The 17915-nt window shown below is 66.9% G+C and carries 21 protein-coding genes; 16 read left to right on the forward strand and 5 right to left on the reverse strand.

From position 1 onward, the window contains the following. Nucleotides 1-54: 54 nt before the first annotated feature. Nucleotides 55-345 carry a hypothetical protein gene (locus AC1DNC_RS08535; RefSeq protein WP_476862136.1) on the forward strand — a complete coding sequence of 97 codons (291 nt, stop codon included), beginning with the start codon at nucleotides 55-57 and terminating at the stop codon, nucleotides 343-345. 30 nt (nucleotides 346-375) lie between these two features. On the opposite strand, the gene AC1DNC_RS08540 is transcribed toward AC1DNC_RS08535, so the two are convergent. Continuing rightward, a complete protein-coding gene (locus AC1DNC_RS08540) occupies nucleotides 376-1035 on the reverse strand; it encodes a Type 1 glutamine amidotransferase-like domain-containing protein (protein ID WP_476862137.1) in 660 nt (219 codons plus the stop codon). 251 nt (nucleotides 1036-1286) lie between these two features. On the opposite strand from AC1DNC_RS08540, the gene AC1DNC_RS08545 reads away from it, so the two are divergent. The 11 genes from AC1DNC_RS08545 (at nucleotide 1287) to AC1DNC_RS08595 (ending at nucleotide 7335) form a co-directional block, all read left to right on the forward strand. Continuing rightward, a complete protein-coding gene (locus tag AC1DNC_RS08545) occupies nucleotides 1287-1763 on the forward strand; it encodes an Asp23/Gls24 family envelope stress response protein (RefSeq protein ID WP_476862138.1) in 477 nt (158 codons plus the stop codon). Next, nucleotides 1760-1951: a DUF2273 domain-containing protein gene (locus tag AC1DNC_RS08550; protein WP_476862139.1), complete on the forward strand. Its 192-nt coding sequence runs from the start codon at nucleotides 1760-1762 to the stop codon at nucleotides 1949-1951. The genes AC1DNC_RS08545 and AC1DNC_RS08550 overlap by 4 nt, the downstream gene beginning before the upstream one ends. After that, on the forward strand, nucleotides 1948-2301 hold the full coding sequence (locus tag AC1DNC_RS08555) for a hypothetical protein (protein ID WP_476862140.1): 354 nt from the start codon (nucleotides 1948-1950) through the stop codon (nucleotides 2299-2301). Before AC1DNC_RS08550 ends, AC1DNC_RS08555 begins: the two co-directional genes overlap by 4 nt. Continuing rightward, nucleotides 2298-2879 carry a hypothetical protein gene (locus tag AC1DNC_RS08560; protein ID WP_476862141.1) on the forward strand — a complete coding sequence of 194 codons (582 nt, stop codon included), beginning with the start codon at nucleotides 2298-2300 and terminating at the stop codon, nucleotides 2877-2879. Before AC1DNC_RS08555 ends, AC1DNC_RS08560 begins: the two co-directional genes overlap by 4 nt. Next, nucleotides 2876-3481 carry a hypothetical protein gene (locus AC1DNC_RS08565; protein WP_476862142.1) on the forward strand — a complete coding sequence of 202 codons (606 nt, stop codon included), beginning with the start codon at nucleotides 2876-2878 and terminating at the stop codon, nucleotides 3479-3481. The genes AC1DNC_RS08560 and AC1DNC_RS08565 overlap by 4 nt, the downstream gene beginning before the upstream one ends. 47 nt (nucleotides 3482-3528) lie before the next feature. Then, complete coding sequence (locus AC1DNC_RS08570) at nucleotides 3529-3759, forward strand: CsbD family protein (protein WP_476862143.1); 231 nt, start codon at nucleotides 3529-3531, stop codon at nucleotides 3757-3759. A gap of 120 nt (nucleotides 3760-3879) precedes the next feature. Next, nucleotides 3880-4473, forward strand: a complete 594-nt coding sequence (locus AC1DNC_RS08575) for an RNA polymerase sigma factor (protein WP_476862144.1) — start codon at nucleotides 3880-3882, stop codon at nucleotides 4471-4473. Beyond that, a complete protein-coding gene (locus AC1DNC_RS08580) occupies nucleotides 4470-5060 on the forward strand; it encodes an Asp23/Gls24 family envelope stress response protein (protein WP_476862145.1) in 591 nt (196 codons plus the stop codon). The genes AC1DNC_RS08575 and AC1DNC_RS08580 overlap by 4 nt, the downstream gene beginning before the upstream one ends. Further along, complete coding sequence (locus tag AC1DNC_RS08585) at nucleotides 5057-5380, forward strand: hypothetical protein (protein WP_476862146.1); 324 nt, start codon at nucleotides 5057-5059, stop codon at nucleotides 5378-5380. Before AC1DNC_RS08580 ends, AC1DNC_RS08585 begins: the two co-directional genes overlap by 4 nt. Before the next feature lie 52 nt (nucleotides 5381-5432). Beyond that, on the forward strand, nucleotides 5433-6854 hold the full coding sequence (locus AC1DNC_RS08590; RefSeq protein ID WP_476862147.1) for a YncE family protein: 1422 nt from the start codon (nucleotides 5433-5435) through the stop codon (nucleotides 6852-6854). A gap of 100 nt (nucleotides 6855-6954) precedes the next feature. Further along, nucleotides 6955-7335: a hypothetical protein gene (locus AC1DNC_RS08595; RefSeq protein ID WP_476862148.1), complete on the forward strand. Its 381-nt coding sequence runs from the start codon at nucleotides 6955-6957 to the stop codon at nucleotides 7333-7335. A 13-nt stretch (nucleotides 7336-7348) separates the two neighbouring features. Here AC1DNC_RS08595 and AC1DNC_RS08600 read toward each other — a convergent pair whose 3' ends face one another. The 4 genes from AC1DNC_RS08600 to AC1DNC_RS08615 all read right to left on the reverse strand — a co-directional run bounded on the left by AC1DNC_RS08600 (nucleotide 7349) and on the right by AC1DNC_RS08615 (nucleotide 12712). After that, nucleotides 7349-8281, reverse strand: a complete 933-nt coding sequence (locus AC1DNC_RS08600) for an alpha/beta fold hydrolase (protein WP_476862149.1) — start codon at nucleotides 8279-8281, stop codon at nucleotides 7349-7351. Nucleotides 8282-8476: 195 nt separating this feature from the next. Then, on the reverse strand, nucleotides 8477-10174 hold the full coding sequence (locus tag AC1DNC_RS08605) for a phospholipase C (protein ID WP_476862150.1): 1698 nt from the start codon (nucleotides 10172-10174) through the stop codon (nucleotides 8477-8479). A gap of 41 nt (nucleotides 10175-10215) precedes the next feature. Further along, nucleotides 10216-11244, reverse strand: a complete 1029-nt coding sequence (locus AC1DNC_RS08610; RefSeq protein ID WP_476862151.1) for a DUF6454 family protein — start codon at nucleotides 11242-11244, stop codon at nucleotides 10216-10218. A gap of 133 nt (nucleotides 11245-11377) precedes the next feature. Then, complete coding sequence (locus AC1DNC_RS08615) at nucleotides 11378-12712, reverse strand: MFS transporter (RefSeq protein WP_476862152.1); 1335 nt, start codon at nucleotides 12710-12712, stop codon at nucleotides 11378-11380. 220 nt (nucleotides 12713-12932) lie between these two features. Here AC1DNC_RS08615 and AC1DNC_RS08620 point away from each other — a divergent pair, with 220 nt between their 5' ends. From AC1DNC_RS08620 to AC1DNC_RS08635, 4 genes are all read left to right on the forward strand, one after another. Beyond that, on the forward strand, nucleotides 12933-13661 hold the full coding sequence (locus tag AC1DNC_RS08620; protein WP_476862153.1) for a GntR family transcriptional regulator: 729 nt from the start codon (nucleotides 12933-12935) through the stop codon (nucleotides 13659-13661). A 134-nt stretch (nucleotides 13662-13795) separates the two neighbouring features. Further along, complete coding sequence (locus AC1DNC_RS08625; protein ID WP_476862154.1) at nucleotides 13796-15142, forward strand: L-fuconate dehydratase; 1347 nt, start codon at nucleotides 13796-13798, stop codon at nucleotides 15140-15142. Further along, nucleotides 15139-16626 (forward strand): aldehyde dehydrogenase (NADP(+)), encoded by a 1488-nt coding sequence (locus AC1DNC_RS08630; protein WP_476862155.1) that lies wholly within the window; start codon nucleotides 15139-15141, stop codon nucleotides 16624-16626. The genes AC1DNC_RS08625 and AC1DNC_RS08630 overlap by 4 nt, the downstream gene beginning before the upstream one ends. After that, nucleotides 16623-17816 carry a fumarylacetoacetate hydrolase family protein gene (locus tag AC1DNC_RS08635; RefSeq protein WP_476862156.1) on the forward strand — a complete coding sequence of 398 codons (1194 nt, stop codon included), beginning with the start codon at nucleotides 16623-16625 and terminating at the stop codon, nucleotides 17814-17816. The genes AC1DNC_RS08630 and AC1DNC_RS08635 overlap by 4 nt, the downstream gene beginning before the upstream one ends. Nucleotides 17817-17915 lie beyond the last annotated feature (99 nt).

The raw sequence follows: 17915 nt of genomic DNA on the forward strand, positions 1-17915 counted from the left end.
GGAGCCTGCGGACAGACCGTCGTTGCCGATCCCGTCTTGGGACCGGTGCGGACGATGCGCCAACACTTGATCGTCGCCCAGACGGTCAACGACCTCTGCCGGTCCTGGGCCGGTGCCCCGAAGGTGGCAGCGACCGCGGGAGGGTGGCTGGTGTCCAAGTCGACGGGGGCCATCGAGACTGTCTCGACCGTCGAGGCGCTGTGGACCGCGGTGCTCCGCGGCCGCGCGGGCGTTCCGCTGGCCGCCGCGGTCGGGCCCGCGGCCGCGGACGACGACGGTATCGCCTCGCGCGTGCTGGCACTCGGACACCGCCTGTCCCGGGAACGGCCGGGTGGGGCGCCGTAGGGGAAGCGCGTCAGGAATGCCGGGCGGCCCCTACCCGAACTTCGTCCATTCTCCTTCGGAAACCACCTCGACGGAGCCGTCAGCGACTTTAATGGCCGTCTGTTCGTCGATGGCATAGGCAGGGACGTCCAGGCTGGCGGCCCAGCGTTCTGCGTTGGCCGGGGTGTTGCTAGGGAAGGCGTTCAGGTGCGGAAAGATCGAGAAATCCACCATCCCCAAGGTGCGATCGTCCGGTGCGGACGGCCATTCGACGAAATACTTTCCGATCCGGGGCGTCATCACCATGCTTCCGGCGCTCACTCCCACCCACACCGTTTCCGGAAGTGTCGGCAGCAGTTCGGCCAGCCCGGACTCCCGCATCCAGTGGTAGAGATACGCCGCGTCACCGCCGTCGACCAGAAGCACATCGGCCTCCCGAAGCCAGGGGATCCAGCGCTCGGCGCCGATGGTGGGCAGCGCGGTGAGTTCGAGGACGCCGAGCGACGCCCAACCCAGCCCGGACAAGTGTCGGGAGCCTTGCCCGGCCGCCACGAGCCGCTGCACAGACGCCGGCCCGCACATCGGGTGACCCCACTGTGCTGTCGGAATGATCAGGGCGTGGCATTGGTCGATCGGCTTGCCGAGAAGCTGCACGAGCGCCGAGTGGATACTCGGGTTCGTCACGCCGCCTGAGGTAAGCAAAAGCTTCAAACGTGCCCCCTGAGATAACAGTGCCGGTGGATCCCGGCCCTCCGGATCTCCGGAAGGGTCCGGTCATCGGCCCAGTCTGCCAGCGGGGGCAAGGTGCTGGCTAGGAAGGGCCGCTGGACAGTTTCCACCGCTCCGGACCCTGCTGTGATGCAGCTCACTCAAATTCGACCGTGACGAATGCGCGCCGGGCACCGTCTTATCTAGTGACGGCGCTTCAGTGCGCCTTCCTCAACAGATCAGGAGTGATAGCAATGACCACCCAGACGCACACCCCCGCAGACGTCCAAGCCAAGACCGCATCGGCCCCTGCCGCGAAGACCGCACTGTCCGCCGGCAACGACGGCCGCGGCGCCACCACGGTTGCAGACGGCGTCGTCGCCAAGATCGCCGGCATCGCAATCCAGGAGATCGACGGCGTCCACGCGCTCGGCGGCGGAGCGGCGCGCGCCCTCGGCACGCTTCGCGAAAAGGTCGGCCAGAAGGACCTCACCCAGGGCGTCAGCGTCGAGGTAGGCCAGACGCAGGTGGCCGTCGACGTCACCCTCGTCGTCGAATACCCGCACCCGCTCCAGCAGGTCGCCGACAACGCCCGGGACGCTGTTTACACCGCCGTCGAGGACCTCGTGGGTATGGAAGTCACCGAAGTCAACATCACCATCACCGACATCCACGTCCCTTCCGACGACGAGGATGTCGCTGACGCCGAGCGTGAGCCGAGGGTCGCGTGAGCCCCACGGTAACCGGGATGGCCGCCGGCGCTGTGCTGGCCGTCGTGGCCCTGGCCTTCGGGTTCTGGGGGCTGCTGCTCACCGCGCTGTTCATGGGCGTCGGGGCCGTGCTGGGCCGGAGCGCGGAAGGCAGGCTGGACCTCGCCGGAGTGCTGGACGCCCTGCGCGGCAAGCGCTCCTCCTCATGACGCGGGCCGGTCACACCCGGATCACCCGGACGGCCCTGCAGCACACCATCGAAGCCGTCGCCGCGCAGGCCTTCGGGGTGTCGCGGGGCAGCGTCGCCGCTGAACTGGAGGACGACGCCGGCCGGCTCGCCGCCTCCGTCACCGTGCAGTTGGCGCTGCCGCCCCTGCTCGGACCCCGGCCGCAATCGGGGCCGGCCAGCCTGTTTGACCGTTCCCGGGCAGCCCGGGAAACCATCATGGCCCGTGGCGGGGAGCTCACCGGAATGGCTCTCGGCCGGGTCGACATCCGGCTCAGCGCAGCCAAACCGGCCGCCAAGTCACAGGAGCACCAGGAAAGGAGGGTGGCGTGAGCCAGGAGCGATCAATCCGGCGCCTCGTCCGCCGGGAAACCCATTCGTCCCGGGCCGCGGTGTCCGCCCTGACGGCTGCCGTGCTTGCCACCGGTTTCCTGTGGCTCGCCCTCGAAACGGTTCTGGCCCTCCTCCGGGAAGACCCGCTCCTGGCCGGTCCCGGCCAGCTGGGGCGCTGGCTGACCGGCCTGCCGGCCAACACCCTCCCGGCCGGGCTGGTCGCCGCGGGCGCCGGACTGGCCGTGCTGGGGATCCTCCTTCTCGGAGCCGCACTGGCGGGCGGCCGCCGGTCCCGGCGTTCGCTGCGGAGCGAGCGCAGCGCCGTCGTGGTCGACGACGAGGTCATCGCCGCCGCGGTGTCCCGGCGGGCCCGGCTCGCCGCGGGACTGACCCCCGGCCAGGTCACCAGCACGGTGTCCGGGCGGACCGTCCGTGTCCTGGTGCGCCCGACGTCGGGGGTTCCGGTGGACAGGGATGCCATCCACGCGGCGGTCGACGGGGAGCTGCTCGCGTACCAACTGGATCGCCGCGTCGCACCGACGGTCCGCGTCATGAACGAAGGGGCAGTGGGGCAGTGAGCAACACCAACAGGGCACTCAACCGGATCCTGCTGGCCGTCACCGGGCTGGTGCTGCTGGCGGCCGGTGCTGCTACCGCCGCCGCCGGGCTCGTGCCGGGGGTCGCGGGGGAGTGGGCCGCTGCGGGAACGTCGCTCATGGACCACGCCCGCGCCATGCTCGCCGCGGCTCCGCTGCCGGGGCCCGCCCGTAGCTGGTGGGCCGTGGCCGGCGTTGCCGCGCTGGTGCTGGCCGCGGGGCTGTGTCTGGCCTGGCTGGCCTCCCAAGGCGGCGGCCGGACACCCCGTCTGGCGCGAGAAGAGGACGGAAACCAGGGTGCCACGGTGGTCGATGCCGGGCTGGTCGCCGCGGCTGTCAACGAAGCGCTGGAGGGCAACCGCCTGGTGCTCGGGTCAGCAGTCTCGGCCTGGGAAGGCCGGCGCGGCACGGCATTGCGGCTGCGGCTGCAGGCAAGGAAGGGCGCGTCCCCCCGCGAGCTGGCGGACACCGCCGAAGAGCTGGTCCGCGGCATCGACGCGTGGCTGGGTCATCCGGTTCCGGTGCTGGTCCGAATCACCAGCGGACCCAGATCGAAGCTGGCTGGACCTGAACGCGCCCGGTAACTCCCGTAATGAACCGAAGCAGTAACCACAGGAAAGGTAACAAGATCATGGGAATCGACGACAAGGTCAACAACACCGTCATCAACCACCTCGGCGCGGCCAAGGAAGGTGCCGGCAAGATGACCGGCAACGAGGAGCTGGAGCGCGAAGGCCAGCGGGACCAGGCCCAGGCCAAGCTGCAGGAGGCCGGCGAGAAGGTCAAGGACGCCGCTGCCGGCGTCGGCGAAAACCTCAAGGACGCCGCCCGGAAGCTCAAGGAGGGCTTCAGCAAGGAGTAACTCGGTGCGCTGCGCCGGCTCCGCCCATGAGCGGCGCCGGCGCAGCGGACGTAAGTCCGGACGTCATTCCGGCATAACCACACCCACACCCCGGACCCCCGCGATGAAAGCGATAGATACGTGACTGGTTCACCCCCGGCGCCGCATCAACTGGACCTGGTTCCGGATGCACTGCTGGCTGGACGGGCAGCCGACGGCGACACCGCCGCTTTTGAGGCGCTCGCCCGGCGCCACGGCCCACAGATGCGGGCCAGCGCCCGCCGTCTGACCGGGTCCTTCGCAGACGCCGACGACGTCGTGCAGGAGTCCCTGATGCAGGCCTGGCGGCAACTGGACACCCTGCGCGACCCTGCGGCGGTCAAGGGATGGCTGCTGCGGATCACCGGCAGCCGCAGCATCGACCACCTCCGCAAGCGCCGTCTGCACGCGGACCTCACCACGGTGGAAAACGCCGTCGAACCCCAAGCAGGGAGTACGCCGCGAGTGAAGGCCGATCCCGAGTCGGCCGCCGTCAGCGGCTCCCGGGTCGAGGCACTGAAGGCCGCGCTTGCCGCCCTCCCGGAAGAACAGCGAAGATGCTGGGTGCTCAAGGAATTCAACGACCAAAGCTACGAGGACATCGCGCGAACCCTGAACATCAGCACTGCAAGCGTCCGCGGCCGATTGGCCAGGGCGCGGATCACCCTGGCGCGCGAAATGGAGGAATGGCGATGAGCACACCCAGCGACCCCCTCGACTGCGGGCACAGCCTCGCGGAACTGAGCGAGTACCTGGATACCGGCCTGATCGGCGACCCCGAGCACCTCGCGCAATGCCCGGAATGCCAGGCCGGCCTGGGCTCGCTGCGCAGGCTTTCTGCCCTCGGAAACGAGTTGGTCGACGCCGACATCACCGAAGCCGGCAGCGGAACCGACGACTGGATGCAGGCTATTCTGGGCAATCTGCGCCTCGAACTCCGGCCCGGCCGAAGCATTCCCGTCCGCGGTGACGATCCCGGGGACATCCTCGCCGAGACGGAGGGCTCCATCTCGGCGCTCATCCGCTCCATCGCCGACGGCATGCCGGGAACCGCCGCCGGCAAGTGCCGGCTGCAGGGGGACGTCACCGATCCCGGCGCACCGATTACCGTCGACATCGAACTCGCCGTCGTATACGGTCATCCGCTGAAGGAGCGGGCCGCCGCGCTGCGCCGGCAACTCGCCGAGGCGCTCAGCCGGCATACGGAACTGAACATCACGGAAATCCAGGTCACGATCACCGACGTCCTGGAACCGCGGCAGACACCAGAGGAGAAGCCATGAACGAGCAAGCGCTCGCCGGTGAGCTGGCGGCCGAGCTGCAGCAAATCATTGCAACGGTCGACGGCGTAGCAACCCTCTACCCGGCCCAGCCGCTGTGGCAGACCATTGCGGGCGCTGCCCGCTCCGCAGTGACGGGGGAGTCTGTGCCCACGGTCGCAGTCGCCTCCAACGGGGATGCCCTCACGGTCAAGGCGCGGATCGGCGTGGCCACAGACCGCCCGGCCCCGGACGTGGTCAGGGCCGTGGCCGGCGCGATCCGGCAGCACCTGTCCCCGCGGCCGTGCACGGTGCAGGTTGTGGTGGTGCAGATCGGCGGCTAATTGTGGGCGGTCTGGAGGCGGCGCCCTTTCTGCGCGCGGACCAGAAAAACTAATGGTAGTTTCTTCCCTATTGGGGGCGGTGATGAAATCTCGGCCCATTTTGGGAGAGAAATGGAAATCACTTGTGAACGCCTTTAGTACTCAGCGTGCCGGAATCCGCGTCCACACTTTCGGCCGCCGGAAATTCACGGCACTGCTGGCGATGCTGGCCGCAGCCTTCAGTGGGGCAGCCCTCGTCCCGGTGTCCGCGCACGCCGACGCGCCCCAGACCTCTACGATCGGTGCCACTATTTCCGTTGGCGGGAACCCGCAGCAGCCGAAATTCAACCGGTCCGGTTCGCGCGCCTATGTCGCAAACTTGGGATCGGCATCCGTCTCGGTCATCAACACCACCACACGGAAAGTCATCGCGACCATTCCCACAGCCGCGGCCCCGCGAACCATCACCGTGAACCGAACGGGTACTCGCGTATATGTCGGAAGTGCAGATACCCAGAACAACGGCACGGTGACCGTCATCGATGCAGTTCGGAATGTCGCCTTGGGGCGCATCAGCGTAGGTAAGTTCCCTGGTCAGCTGGAAGTCTGCAAAGACGGCCGCTACCTGTACGTCGGTCACCTCTTCGGACTGTCCGTCGTCGACACCACGACCAACCGGATTACCGCGGATGTGCCGTTGCCCGGCGTGCCGCGCGAACTCCTGCTCAACGAAGCCGGTACGCGTCTGTACACAACGACCGTGAACGGTAACGCAGGGGATGTCCTGGTTATTGATGCGACCAAAAACGCGCTGACAGCCGCGGTGCATATGACTTATGAGCCCGGTGAAATCGCGCTAACTCCGGGAGGCGACCAGCTCTACGTCGGCGGCGGCACCTGGCAGAGCTTTACGGTCGTAGCCACGGCTACCAACAAAATCGCCAAAAGCGTGAAGTATTCGGACCTCGGCCCGGATCGTGGCAGATTGACGCTGAGCCCCAATGGTCGCCACATCTACACTTACGACTCCAGCTTCGACCTGAGGCGTCGCACCTGGTTGACATCGATCTATGACGTCGACCCGGCCACAGGAAAAGCAGGCATTCTCGCCACATTCGACGGCGAAGGCGGCGGCTTGGCTGCCAGCCCGCAGGGATCCAGCCTCTATCTTGCACGGCTGGACCGCAGTGCAGTCACCGTTATCGCCCTTCACCCGGCCAAGCTCAGCACCGCGCCGGTGCCGATCATTACGGGGACCGTTGCACGTGGCCACACACTGGCAGCCAAGGTGGGGAGCTGGCGTCCTGCGCCGGTCACCCTCCGCTACCAGTGGAAGCGGTCCGGAATGAGCATCGCCGGTGCTACCCGGGCGACCTACGTGCTTGGAAGAGCTGACGTCGGTAAGACCATCACCGTGACGGTGACCGGCAGTAAATCGGGCTACTCCGCGCTTTCCCGGACCAGTGCCAAAACCAAGGCCGTCAGAGCGCGCTAGGTGTTAGGCGGACTGAATTTGGCGATTTCGGGCGGTGGAAGCCGGCAGCAAAGAGTGTCGAGAGTCCGGTCAGCTTGGTCGGCCCGCTAGTCTTCAGCTCATGACGCTGGCTATCCCTCTGGCATTTTGCGCACTGCTCGGCATCCTTGCCGTTTTCCAAGTGCTGCTCATCATCGGGCTTCCCCTCGGCCGGTTCGCCTGGGGCGGGCAACATGCGGTGCTGCCGGCGCGGCTGCGCGTTGGAAGTGCGGTGTCGATCCTGGTCTACGCGGCCTTCGCAACCGTGGCGCTGGACCGGGCCGCGCTGGTTTCGTTCCTCCCGGCACCCGCCGACGTGGTAGCCATGTGGGTCATTGCGGCGTATCTGTTGCTGAGCGTCCTGCCCAACCTTGCGTCGAAGAGCAGCGACGAGCGGCGGGTCATGGTCCCGGTGTCTTTGGTGCTGGCCGGCCTGGCGTTCGCCACAGCAATGGCGTGGTAGCCGCCATGAAGCGTCAGCCCGTCGACGGAAGGCCTTGAATCCGGAACGGCGCCCAGTGGTCCTCGAGAAGTCGCGTTAATTCCTCCGGCCGTTCGAAGTTGGCGAAGTGGCCGCAGTCCGGGATCGTCACCAGCCGGGCGAGCGGGATCAGTTCACGTAAGCGGTCAAGGTCGGATTTCGGGGTAAATACGTCGGAGTCCCCGCGGATCGCCAGCACGGGGCAGCGGATCCCGCGCCACCGGTCAAAGTCGTAGCCGGCTGCGGCTCTGCTGGCTGCGGAGAAACTAGCCGGTCGGGCGTCGTCGCCAAGCGCACGGAGAACCCGCGCGGGTATGGCAGCGGGAGCCGCGAAGAATGGTGACATTAGTGGCCGCATCACGGCAGAGTTGCGGGTTGCGCGGACCAAGGCCGACCCAGCTGGGCCGAGGCCCGCGAGGGAGCGCATGATCAGCAGCATTCCTACGAAGGCCGGGAACCCGACCAGTCCGCGCAGTGGATTCCGGGCCGCCTCGGACACCCCGAAGGTGGTGGCCGAAATGGCGGCGACGCTGGCCGTCCTGTCCGGCCAGTCCGCGGCGATGTGCAGCGCGAGGAAGCCTCCCATGGAATGTCCCACCAGGTTCCACCGGCGGTAGCCGAGCGAATGGAGGACCCCGACGACAGCCTGGCCCATGGCCTCGATGCCGAATTGTTCCGGCCGTGCACCCTCGGTGGACTCACCCCAGCCAGGCAGGTCAATCAGGACCTGTGGACGGGCCGGCGTTCCGGAGAGCAAGGGCACGAAATTGGTCCAGGACCCCGCCGCGCCGTGCAGGTAGACATCTGCGGTGCCTGAGGCCGGTCCCTGCTGGTCGGCGTCCTGGCGGACATGCACTGTGCAGGGACCCAGCTCCGTCGGCAGGACATGACGCAGCAGCGTCGTCGCCTCGGCGGCTGTTTCATTCAAAACCCTCACGGTCCCCTTCTGCGGCTGGTGCCCACGTCTGATTCGGAGCCGAGAGGTTTCTGGACCGGAAAGGCGGGGCCGCCTCTCGCAGCCGGCCGCTGGGCACTTTCCCCGAAGGGAAACAGAAACGCCACCCGGCAACCGCCGGGTGGCGTTTCTGTGCGTCTGCCCGCCAGAGGCAGGTCTCCGCGGGTGTTACCGCCGGTGAGTCGGGCCGCCGTCGTGGTTGGTGATCGAGGCGACGGCGCCGGTCTGTTCGTCGAGCAGGACCTTGTCCGTGCGCTGCTTGTGGAAGTTGAACATTGCCTCCAGCGAGCCGGCAGCCGCGTCCGCTGAGGCATCGCCGATCTGGCCGGTGTGCCAGTTCTCCTCGATGAAGCGCAGGATCGAGGCCTGGTCAGTCTCGGTGTGGTCGACGAAGTTCTTCTTCGCGAAGGGGGAGATAACCACCAGCGGCTGGCGCGGGCCCGGACCGCAGCGGTCCGCGTAGCCGCCGGCCATCGGAACGCCGCGGGCGGCGGCGCTCTGGCACCACTGTGCGTCGTCGGCACTGTTGGAAGAGTTCTTCACCTTGGCGGCCGCATGGTCGTACCAGCCGTCCGAGTCGTCGTAGGCGAGCACCACGGCGGTGTTGTCCCAGTTCTTGGATTTTTGGATCTGGTTGACGGTGCTGGTGATGAAGTTCTGCTCGTCCACCGGGTCGGAGTAGGCGGCGTGGCCGTCCTGGTACATCCCCGCCTTCAGGAAGGATACGGCCGGCAGGTTGTCCGTGTTGACCACCTTGTTGAAGTCGGTGAGGTCGTACTGGTGGTTGGCCCGGCCATTGTGGCCGATCTCCGCGTCCGACGCCGGCGCCAGGTGATGGGGGTTGGCCGTCGACTTGTAGTACTGGAACGGCTGGTGGTGGGGCGAGTAGTCCACCACGGACGCGCCGGCGGCGTTCGTGTGGCTGGACAGGCACGACGCCGGGCTCGTCCCGGACGCGGCGGTGGTGGGAGTGAAGCCGCCCTGGAACCAGCCCCAGGAAGTGCCCTTGGCGTTGAGCAGGTCACCGATGTTCTTGCCGTTCATGCCGGCCAGGTTGTTGGTCTTGGCATGGCTGCTGTTTGAGCAGTCGTCGTAGACCGGGTCCGGGTCATTGATCACGGTGCCGACGCCGTTCGCGTCCGGTTGGCGGACGGTGTAGTCGCTGGCCGCCGGCGTGACGGGCTTGCCGTCGGCGGTGAACTCGGTGGCCCCGTGCGTCTGGCCGGAGACCAGGTTCAGCGCGCCCGGGGTGGAGGGGCCGAAGACGGTGCTGAAGTGGTTGTCACTCATGGCGTAGTTCTGGGCGTAGTTCCAGATGCCGGTGACCGTATTTCCGTCGTAGTAGTCCATGGTCAGTCCGTTGCGGCCGTACTGGTTGGTCCCGCACGCGTCCCGGCTGGTGTACTCCACGAACTTGTCCATCAGGCCGCCGTTGTACGCCTTCTGTTCGGCACCATAGTTGTGGTCCTGGTCGCAGGTGACGGCCTGCTGGGGTGAGAGCCGGGACGGCTGGACCGAGTTGGGGTTGTTTGGTGCCAGCAGGCCCGCGGTGGCCAGGGTGTCGATCTTCTTGGGCGTGTTCTTCGCCGCGGTGAAGCTCGCCGCCTTGGTGCCGGAGCCCTGTTGGGTTTCCCCGGGGATGTTGGCCGCCTTCGGGTAGGTGGCGAAGTAGTGGTCGAACGAGACGTTCTCTTGGAAGATCACCACGACGTGCTTGATGGGCGTGGCGGTTTCGTCGTGTTTTTCGCTGGCGGCGGCGGGCCCGGCGCCGATCAGGCCGGCGGCAAGGGCCGACGCCGCCAGTGCGGTGGCGCTTGTGGCGGCGACGAGGCGCTTACGGGTGGAGCGGTGCGCAAGTTGTGGCATGGGGGAGTCCATTCGTTTCTGTTGCTGTGGGTCGGGAGCCGCTATTTGGCGGGGGTGACGGTGGCTTCGTAGGTGAGGATTTCGGTGCCGTTTCCCTCGTCGCCGTTGTCCGGCGCTACCTTCAGGGTGAGGTGGTCGCCGTCGGCGGTCATTTTGAACGGGTTGCGGGTGGCGGCGTGCCCGGCGGTGGACCACTGCTGGAAGGGGACGTCGCGGGTGACGCTGCGGGACTTGAGGTCGATCATTGCCATCCCGCCAAGTTCGTAGGTGGAGCCGGCGACGCCCGCGGCCGGGGTCTGCGGGAGGTTGGTGACCCCGCCGCAAAGCATCTTCGAGGAGGGCACATACTGGCAGTCCTGGTAGTCAACGAAGTAGTTGGGGTTCTGCCAGGTGGAGAGCTGCCGGCCGCGAAGGTCCCATTCGGCGAAGCGCCGGGACCCCCAGGTGTTGCCGACCAGATGGCCGGTCTGCTTGTCCAGCACGATGCCGCCGAAGTGGTCCTTCACCTCGAACTGCTTGTGCACATTGAGGGTCTTGGCGTCCACCCGATAGATGATGGCGCTGCTGTCGGGCCGGTACTGGGCAACCGGCACCCAGACGTTGGTGCCGTCGAAGTCGATGCCGCCGGGGTGGTACATGTCGCCCTCGCCCAGGATGATGTCCTTTTGCAGCTTCCCGGCCTTGTCCATCACGAACAGGTGGCCGATGCCCTTGCCGGGGGTACGGTCGTAACCGCCCTGCGGGGAGGCGAACTTTGTGGTCGGCTCGGTGATCTGGACGGCCGAGAGGAAGATGTGGTCCCCGCTGAAGGCGATTCCCTCGGTGTGATAGGTGGGGAAGTCCAGCTTCAGCTTGCCGGTCTGCTGCCAGTTCGTGTTCCGGTCGACGGCGCTGAACGCATTGGCCAGTGCGCTGTCCGTTTCGCGGTGGGAGCCCGAGCCGGCGCCGTCCCCGCCGTGCCGATCGTTGGCGCCGGTGGCCTGGGCGGCCGTCGTGCCGCCGATTGCGGACGCGGCAAGGAGGATGGATGCGGCGGCCGTGAGGATGCCTCGGGTGCGAGTAGCGCTCATGGGGGAGCCTCTCAAAGGTTGGATCTCAACAGGACCCCGCCAACTTACTCGGCGGTAATGAACCGCTTATGGAGTCTTGGTGAACGGCAGGCAGAGGAGATCCACGGATCGGGGCTGCGGCGCGGTTGGGCTCCTAGGCCGTGGGCGAAGGCACCTTCAACGGCTCTACCTTGCCCAGGACGAAAAGGTAGTTTGCGGCACCGATCAGCGAGATGCATCCGATGACCGCGAGGGGCGCCACGAAGGATCCCGTTTGATCCACCAGGACGCCGATGAGGACGGGCGTGAAGATGCCCGCCAGGTTGGAGGCAAAGTTCTGGAGGCCGCCAATGGATCCCACGTGCCGGGAGCTGGGGGCAACGTCCGCGGGCAGTGACCAGATTCCGGTGGCGGCCACGGTGAGGCTGGAGTAGGCCATGGACAGCAGCGCCAACGCCATCCACGCCTCCGGAACCACCGCCGCGAACATGATGACCGAGCCGCCGACGAGGCCGCCGGCGATGGCGGCCTTACGGACGCGGGTCACCGAGGTTCCCCGCTGGACCGCGCGGTCGGCCAGGTAGCCGGCCGACCACCCGAAGGCGACCGCACAGATGCCGGGGATGGCTCCGAAGACGCCAAGGCTGAGCAGGTCGAAACCGCGTTCCTTCACGAGGTAGCTCGGGAAGAAGGTGATGAAGAAGTAGATGGCGCTGTTCAGGCAGAAGAATCCAAACATCATGCTGAGAATGGTGCGGTATCTGAAAAGGGCACGCCACGGGAGCTTCGCAGCATCCTCCTGGTCGCTTGCTTCGCTCCGGGCGCCACCGTCCCGGATGTGGGCCAGTTCCTCGGCGTTGGCCCCGGGGTGCTCCTCTGGGTTGCGGTAATTTTTCCACCACACGGCCGCCCAGATCAGACCGACCACACCAATAATGATGAAAACCGCGTGCCACGAGGTGAAGCCGACGATCAAGGTGATAATCGGAAGCGCGATGACTGCCCCGACGCGGGACCCGGAATCCCAGATGCTGGTGGCAAGGGCTCGTTCACGGACGGGGAACCAGGTGGCCACCACTTTGGCAGCGCTGCTTGGAGCCGGGCTCTCACCGACTCCGAGCAGGAACCGGGCGGCGAACAGCGACCAGAAACCCTGTGCGACGGCGGTCGCGACAGTAAAGACGGACCACCACACCGCCGCCAGCGAAAAGGACTTCCGGGGCCCGACTTTGTCCACGTACCAGCCGGCCGCCAGCTGGCAGAAGTCATAGGCCCAGAAAAAGGCGGCAAAGATGAGCCCCTGCTGTGTCGCTGAGAGCTGGAAGTCCTCACCCATGAACGGCAGCGCCACGCCCAGGCTGGAGCGGTCCAGGTAATTTATGCTCAGCCCGGCGAAGGCGAGCCAGATGATCACCCAGCGCTTGCGGGACATAGTGGTGGCTACCGCCGGGGACGGTGGGGCCGGGCGCCCATTGCCCAGGGCAGTCATACGGTCTCCTTTGACGTCGATGAAGCTTCGGGCGCCCGAGCGCCGGGAGAGTACACGCAGTGCATGCCGTCTTCAAAGCCATGCCGAAACCCGGCCAATCATATAGAGGGCGCGAGACGGGACGGATACCGGCCGGCAAATGTTGCGACACAGCGCCCGTCGGGCCGTGGCTTATGATTCCCACAGCGACTCCGTTCAACCAGCACAAAGAGGTAACCGCGTGCCCCCTCGTCAACCGTCCGATGCGTCCAAGAGCAAAGCGGGCGTCAGCGACGTCTACGCTTCGATGCGAGCTTCGATCCTCAAGGGCGAAATTGCGCCCGGAACGCGCATCAACATTGATGCGGTGTCCCGCAGCCTGGGTGTGTCGCAAACGCCGGTCCGGGAAGTGCTTCAGCGGCTCGAGGGCGACAACCTTGTGGTCTACAGCCCTGGCCGCGGCTACAGCACCACACCGTTGCTGGACCTCCCGGCGCTGCGCGCACTCTTCGAGTTCCGGTTGCTGGTGGAGCCATGGGCAGCGCGGTCCGCGGCGGTGGACCGCCTCGCCAACCCGGCAGCAGCGCTCGAAAGGGAGCTCTCCGAATTTCGCGCCACCATGGAGGCGGGGGGTGAGCTGAGGCAGGATCTGGTTGCCCATGACACCCGCTTCCACGACACCATCCTCGCCGCGGCCGGGAACCCGGTGGTCCGGCACGCCTTCGCGCAGACGCACTGCCACCTGCACACTTTCAGGCTTTACCCGGCGGACATCGACGGCGCCATCACTGCGGCGGAGCACTCCGCCGTGCGGGATGCCATCTCGCAATGCCTGCCGGACCAGGCGGAACAGGCGATGGCGCAGCATATTCGAAATTCGTTCTCCCGGTTCGCCCAGGCGTTCGAGGGGAGCGAGGACCTACCTCCACTGGAGGAAAGCGGTCCCCCGCGAAGGCATATCGTCGACTGAATTGAAGCCCTGGCCAACCGGCCGGGGCTTCTTTATTTCCCTGGCACTTGATCTGGATCACTCTTCCTATATGATTAGCTAAATTCATATAGGAATTGCGTCCACTCGTTGAATTGACCAGAGAGAAGATAACTGTGCCTTCCATCACTTCCATCCATACCCAGGACGTACGTTTCCCCACGTCCCTCGAACTTGACGGCTCCGACGCGGTCAACGTTGACCCCGACTACTCGGCCGCCTACGTCGTCATCCGCACCGACGCGGGCGACGAGGGCCACGGCTTCGTCTTCAGCTGCGGCCGAGGCAATGAGATCCTCACGCATGCGATTGATGCCTACGCCAAGCTGCTGCTCGGCCGCGACATCGAGGAACTCATCTACGACCTGGGCGGCGCCTCCAAGCGCCTCGTCCACGACTCCCAGCTCCGCTGGCTCGGCCCGGAAAAGGGCGTCACCCAGATGGCCTGCGGTGCGCTCGTAAGTGCCCTCTGGGACATCCGCGCACGCCGCGAGAACAAGCCCCTGTGGCTCCTGCTCAGTGAAATGCCCGCCGAGGAGATTGTCGACGTCGTCGACTTCACCCATATCCGGGATGCGCTGAGCCCCGAGCAGGCACTCGACATCCTGCGGGCCGGCGAGGACGGCAAGGCCGCCCGCATCGCGTCCCTAAAGGCAGGAGGTTTCCCGGCGTACACGACGTCGCCCGGCTGGCTGGGCTACAGCGACGAGAAGCTGGTGCGGCTCAGCAAGGAAGCTGCAGCAGACGGCTTCTCCATGATCAAGCTCAAAGTCGGCGGCGATATTAACGACGACCGCCGCCGGATGGCCCTGGCACGGCAGGCGGTCGGAGATCTGCCCATCGCCATCGACGCCAACCAGCGCTGGGAAGTCTCCGAGGCGATCGAGTGGGTCAACCAGCTCGCCGAGTTCAACCCCTACTGGATTGAGGAGCCCACAAGCACCGACGACATCTTGGGCCACGCCGACATCCGCAAGGGTGTCTCTCCCATTCGTGTAGCCACCGGCGAGGCCGTCGCCAGCCGCATCGTCTTCAAGCAGCTGCTGCAGGCCGGGGCCATCGACGTACTCCAGCTGGACTCCACCCGCGTCGGCGGCGTCAACGAAAATATCGCCAACCTGCTCCTCGCCGCCCGCTTCCAGGTGCCTGTCTGCCCGCACGCGGGCGGAGTCGGGCTGTGCGAGCTGGTCCAGCACTTCTCCTTCTTTGACTACGCCGCGGTCAGCGGCAGCCAGGACGGTCGCATGATCGAGTACGTGGACCACCTCCACGAGCACTTCGCCGAGCCGGTCCGCATCGTCAACGGCCGCTACGCCGCGCCGCAACTGCCGGGCACCGGCGCCGAAATGATCAGTGCCTCGCGCTCCCGGTGGGAATTTCCGGGCGGCGCCGGCTGGCTCGAAGTCGGCAACCGCGCCGCCGTCACGGGCGCCACGATGACGCCCACCGGGTCGGTCCGATGAGCACGGCGGTTTCCGAACTGGCAGCCAAAGTCGAGGCGGCGCACGCCGCATTCGAAAAAGGCCGAACCGCGGATCCCCGGACCCGCGGAAGCTGGCTCGAGGCCGTGGCTGATGCCTTGGCGGCGGACGCGGATGCGCTGGTGGAACTGGCGGACCAGGAGACGCACCTCGGCGAGGCCCGGCTCCGTGGCGAGCTGAAGCGCACCGTCTTCCAGCTCCGCCTCTTTGCGGCGGAAATCCGTGCCGGCGAGCACTTCGACGCGACCATCGACCACGCCGATGCGCAGTGGGGAATGGGCCCGCGGCCGGACCTGCGCCGGCTCAACGTGCCAATCGGCGTCGTCGGCGTGTTCGGCGCCTCCAACTTCCCCTTTGCCTTCAGCGTGATCGGCGGGGACAGCGCCTCGGCGCTCGCTGCCGGCTGTGCCGTCGTGCACAAGGCCCATGACGGGCACTTGAACCTCGCCCTGCGCACGGCCGAGACGGTCGTGGGGGCGCTGGATGCGGCTGGTGCCCCCGCCGGGCTTTTCTCGCTCGTCACCGGACGGGCGGCTGCCGAGGGCCTGGTGGACCACCCCTTGGTGAAAGCCATCGGTTTCACCGGTTCGACGGCGGGCGGCCGGGCGCTGTTCGACCGCGCCAACGCCCGACCGGAGCCGATCCCGTTCTACGGCGAACTGGGCGGCATCAATGCCGTCTTCGTGACCGCAAACGCCTGGGCCCGGCGGCGTGACGAGATCCTTAGCGGTTATGCGGGCTCCTTCACGATGGGCATGGGCCAGTTCTGCACCAAGCCGGGACTGCTGTTTGTCCCGGGCGGCCAGACCGAGGCGGTCAGGGAAGTCGTGACTGGCGCCCTGGCCGGCTTCGCTCCGGCCCGGCTGCTCAGCGACCGGCTGCATGAGGGGTTCTCGAACGCTGTCCGCTCGCTGCAAAGCGGGGCAGGGGTGGATGTCCTGGTCGAGGGCGACTTCGCCGAGACCCCGGCGCCCACGCTGCTGCACACCACATCGGCCGCGGTGCGCCAGGAGCCGTCGATCCTCCGGCAGGAGATGTTCGGGCCCGCCAGCGTGCTGGTGGAGTACAACGACGAATCCGAGCTCCCCGCGCTCGCCCAGCTCCTGGAGGGACAGCTCACCACCACCCTCCAGGCGGAGCCGGACGACGACGTCGCCGAGCTCGCCGCACGCCTGACGGACATCAGCGGCCGCGTGCTCTGGAACGGCTGGCCCACGGGCGTCACGGTCAGCTATGCCCAGCACCACGGAGGGCCTTACCCGGCGACGACGTCGGCCACCACCTCGGTCGGCACTGCCGCCATCCGCCGTTTCCTTCGTCCCGTGGCCTACCAGTCCTTCCCGGAAGGACAGTTGCCGGAACCCCTACGGGATGCCAACCCGTGGAAAGTGCCGCAGCGCGTCGACGGGACCTGGCAACTGCCCGCGGCCGCCGAACGCGCAGGCCAAAGCGAGCAGCAGCCGTGAGCGCGCCCGCTCCCACGGTCTCCGTCCTGCCGGACGATGCGGCACGGGCCCTGCTGGTGGGCCGGCTTTGGGATCCCGAAACGGCGGGCCCAAGGGTGGTTGCGGTCGAGGAGGGTGAAGTCTACGACCTGACCGGCCTAGCCGGGACGGTCTCCGAACTCCTCGAACTTCCCGACCTGCCGGCCGCTGTACGGGCCGCGCTGACCCGCCCCCGATGGAGCACCGCCGACGTCATCAGCGCATCCCTGGCGCAGGAAACGGACCGCCCGCACTTCCTTGCCCCGGTGGACCTTCAGGTCATCAAGGCCTGCGGCGTGACCTTCGTGGACAGCATGATCGAACGCGTCATTGAGGAGCGCTGCGGCGGAGACGCCAGCCGCGCCCTCGAGATGCGCGAGCTGGTGGGCCGTGCGCTTGGCGGCAGCCTGGCCGCCATCCGCCCGGGGTCGGCGCAAGCGGCTGAGGCCAAGAAAGTGCTAGTCGCCGAGGGGCTATGGTCCCAGTACCTGGAGGTCGGCATAGGCCCGGACCCCGAGGTCTTCACGAAAGCTCCGGTGCTCTCCTCGGTGGGTCTCGGCGCAGGAATCGGAATTCCTTCCTTCTCCTCGTGGAACAACCCGGAACCGGAACTGGTGCTCCTAGCCAGCTCAACGGGCGCCGTTGTGGGCGCAACGCTCGGAAACGACGTCAATCTCCGGGACGTGGAAGGCCGGAGCGCGCTCCTGCTTGGCAAAGCGAAGGACAACAACGCGTCCAGCGCCTTGGGTCCACTGATCCGGTTGTTCGACGACAGCTTCACCCTGGAGACGTTGCGGCAGGAAGAAATCCTGCTCCGCGTGCAGGGAGAGGACGGCTACGCGCTGGAAGGTCGGAACTCTGTGGCGAGGATCAGCAGGCCGTTTGAGGAACTTGTGGCGGCAACGTTTGGCAAGCACCACCAGTACCCGGACGGGTTTGCGCTTTTCACCGGGACGCTGTTCGCACCGACCCAGGACCGGGATGAGCCCGGTCAGGGCTTCACCCACCGGCCAGGCGACCTCGTGACGATCCGCAGCAGCCACCTGGGTGCCCTCGTCAACCGTGTCGGAGCCGCGGAAGAACTGCCGCCGTGGTCCTACGGCCTGCGGGAACTCTTCGGCTATCTGCACGACCAACGCCTCGTCCAGGACTCCTCCGTCAGCGCCGGCTGACCCGCCTTGGACGCCCGGCCCGAGAGTGGGGCGGGGATCCGTGCTATTCAGAAGGACGGCGGCGGCTGGTTTCCGCCGTCGTCCTTTTGCGTATACCTC

It is taken from the genome of Arthrobacter sp. 01N442, from assembly GCF_056399345.1.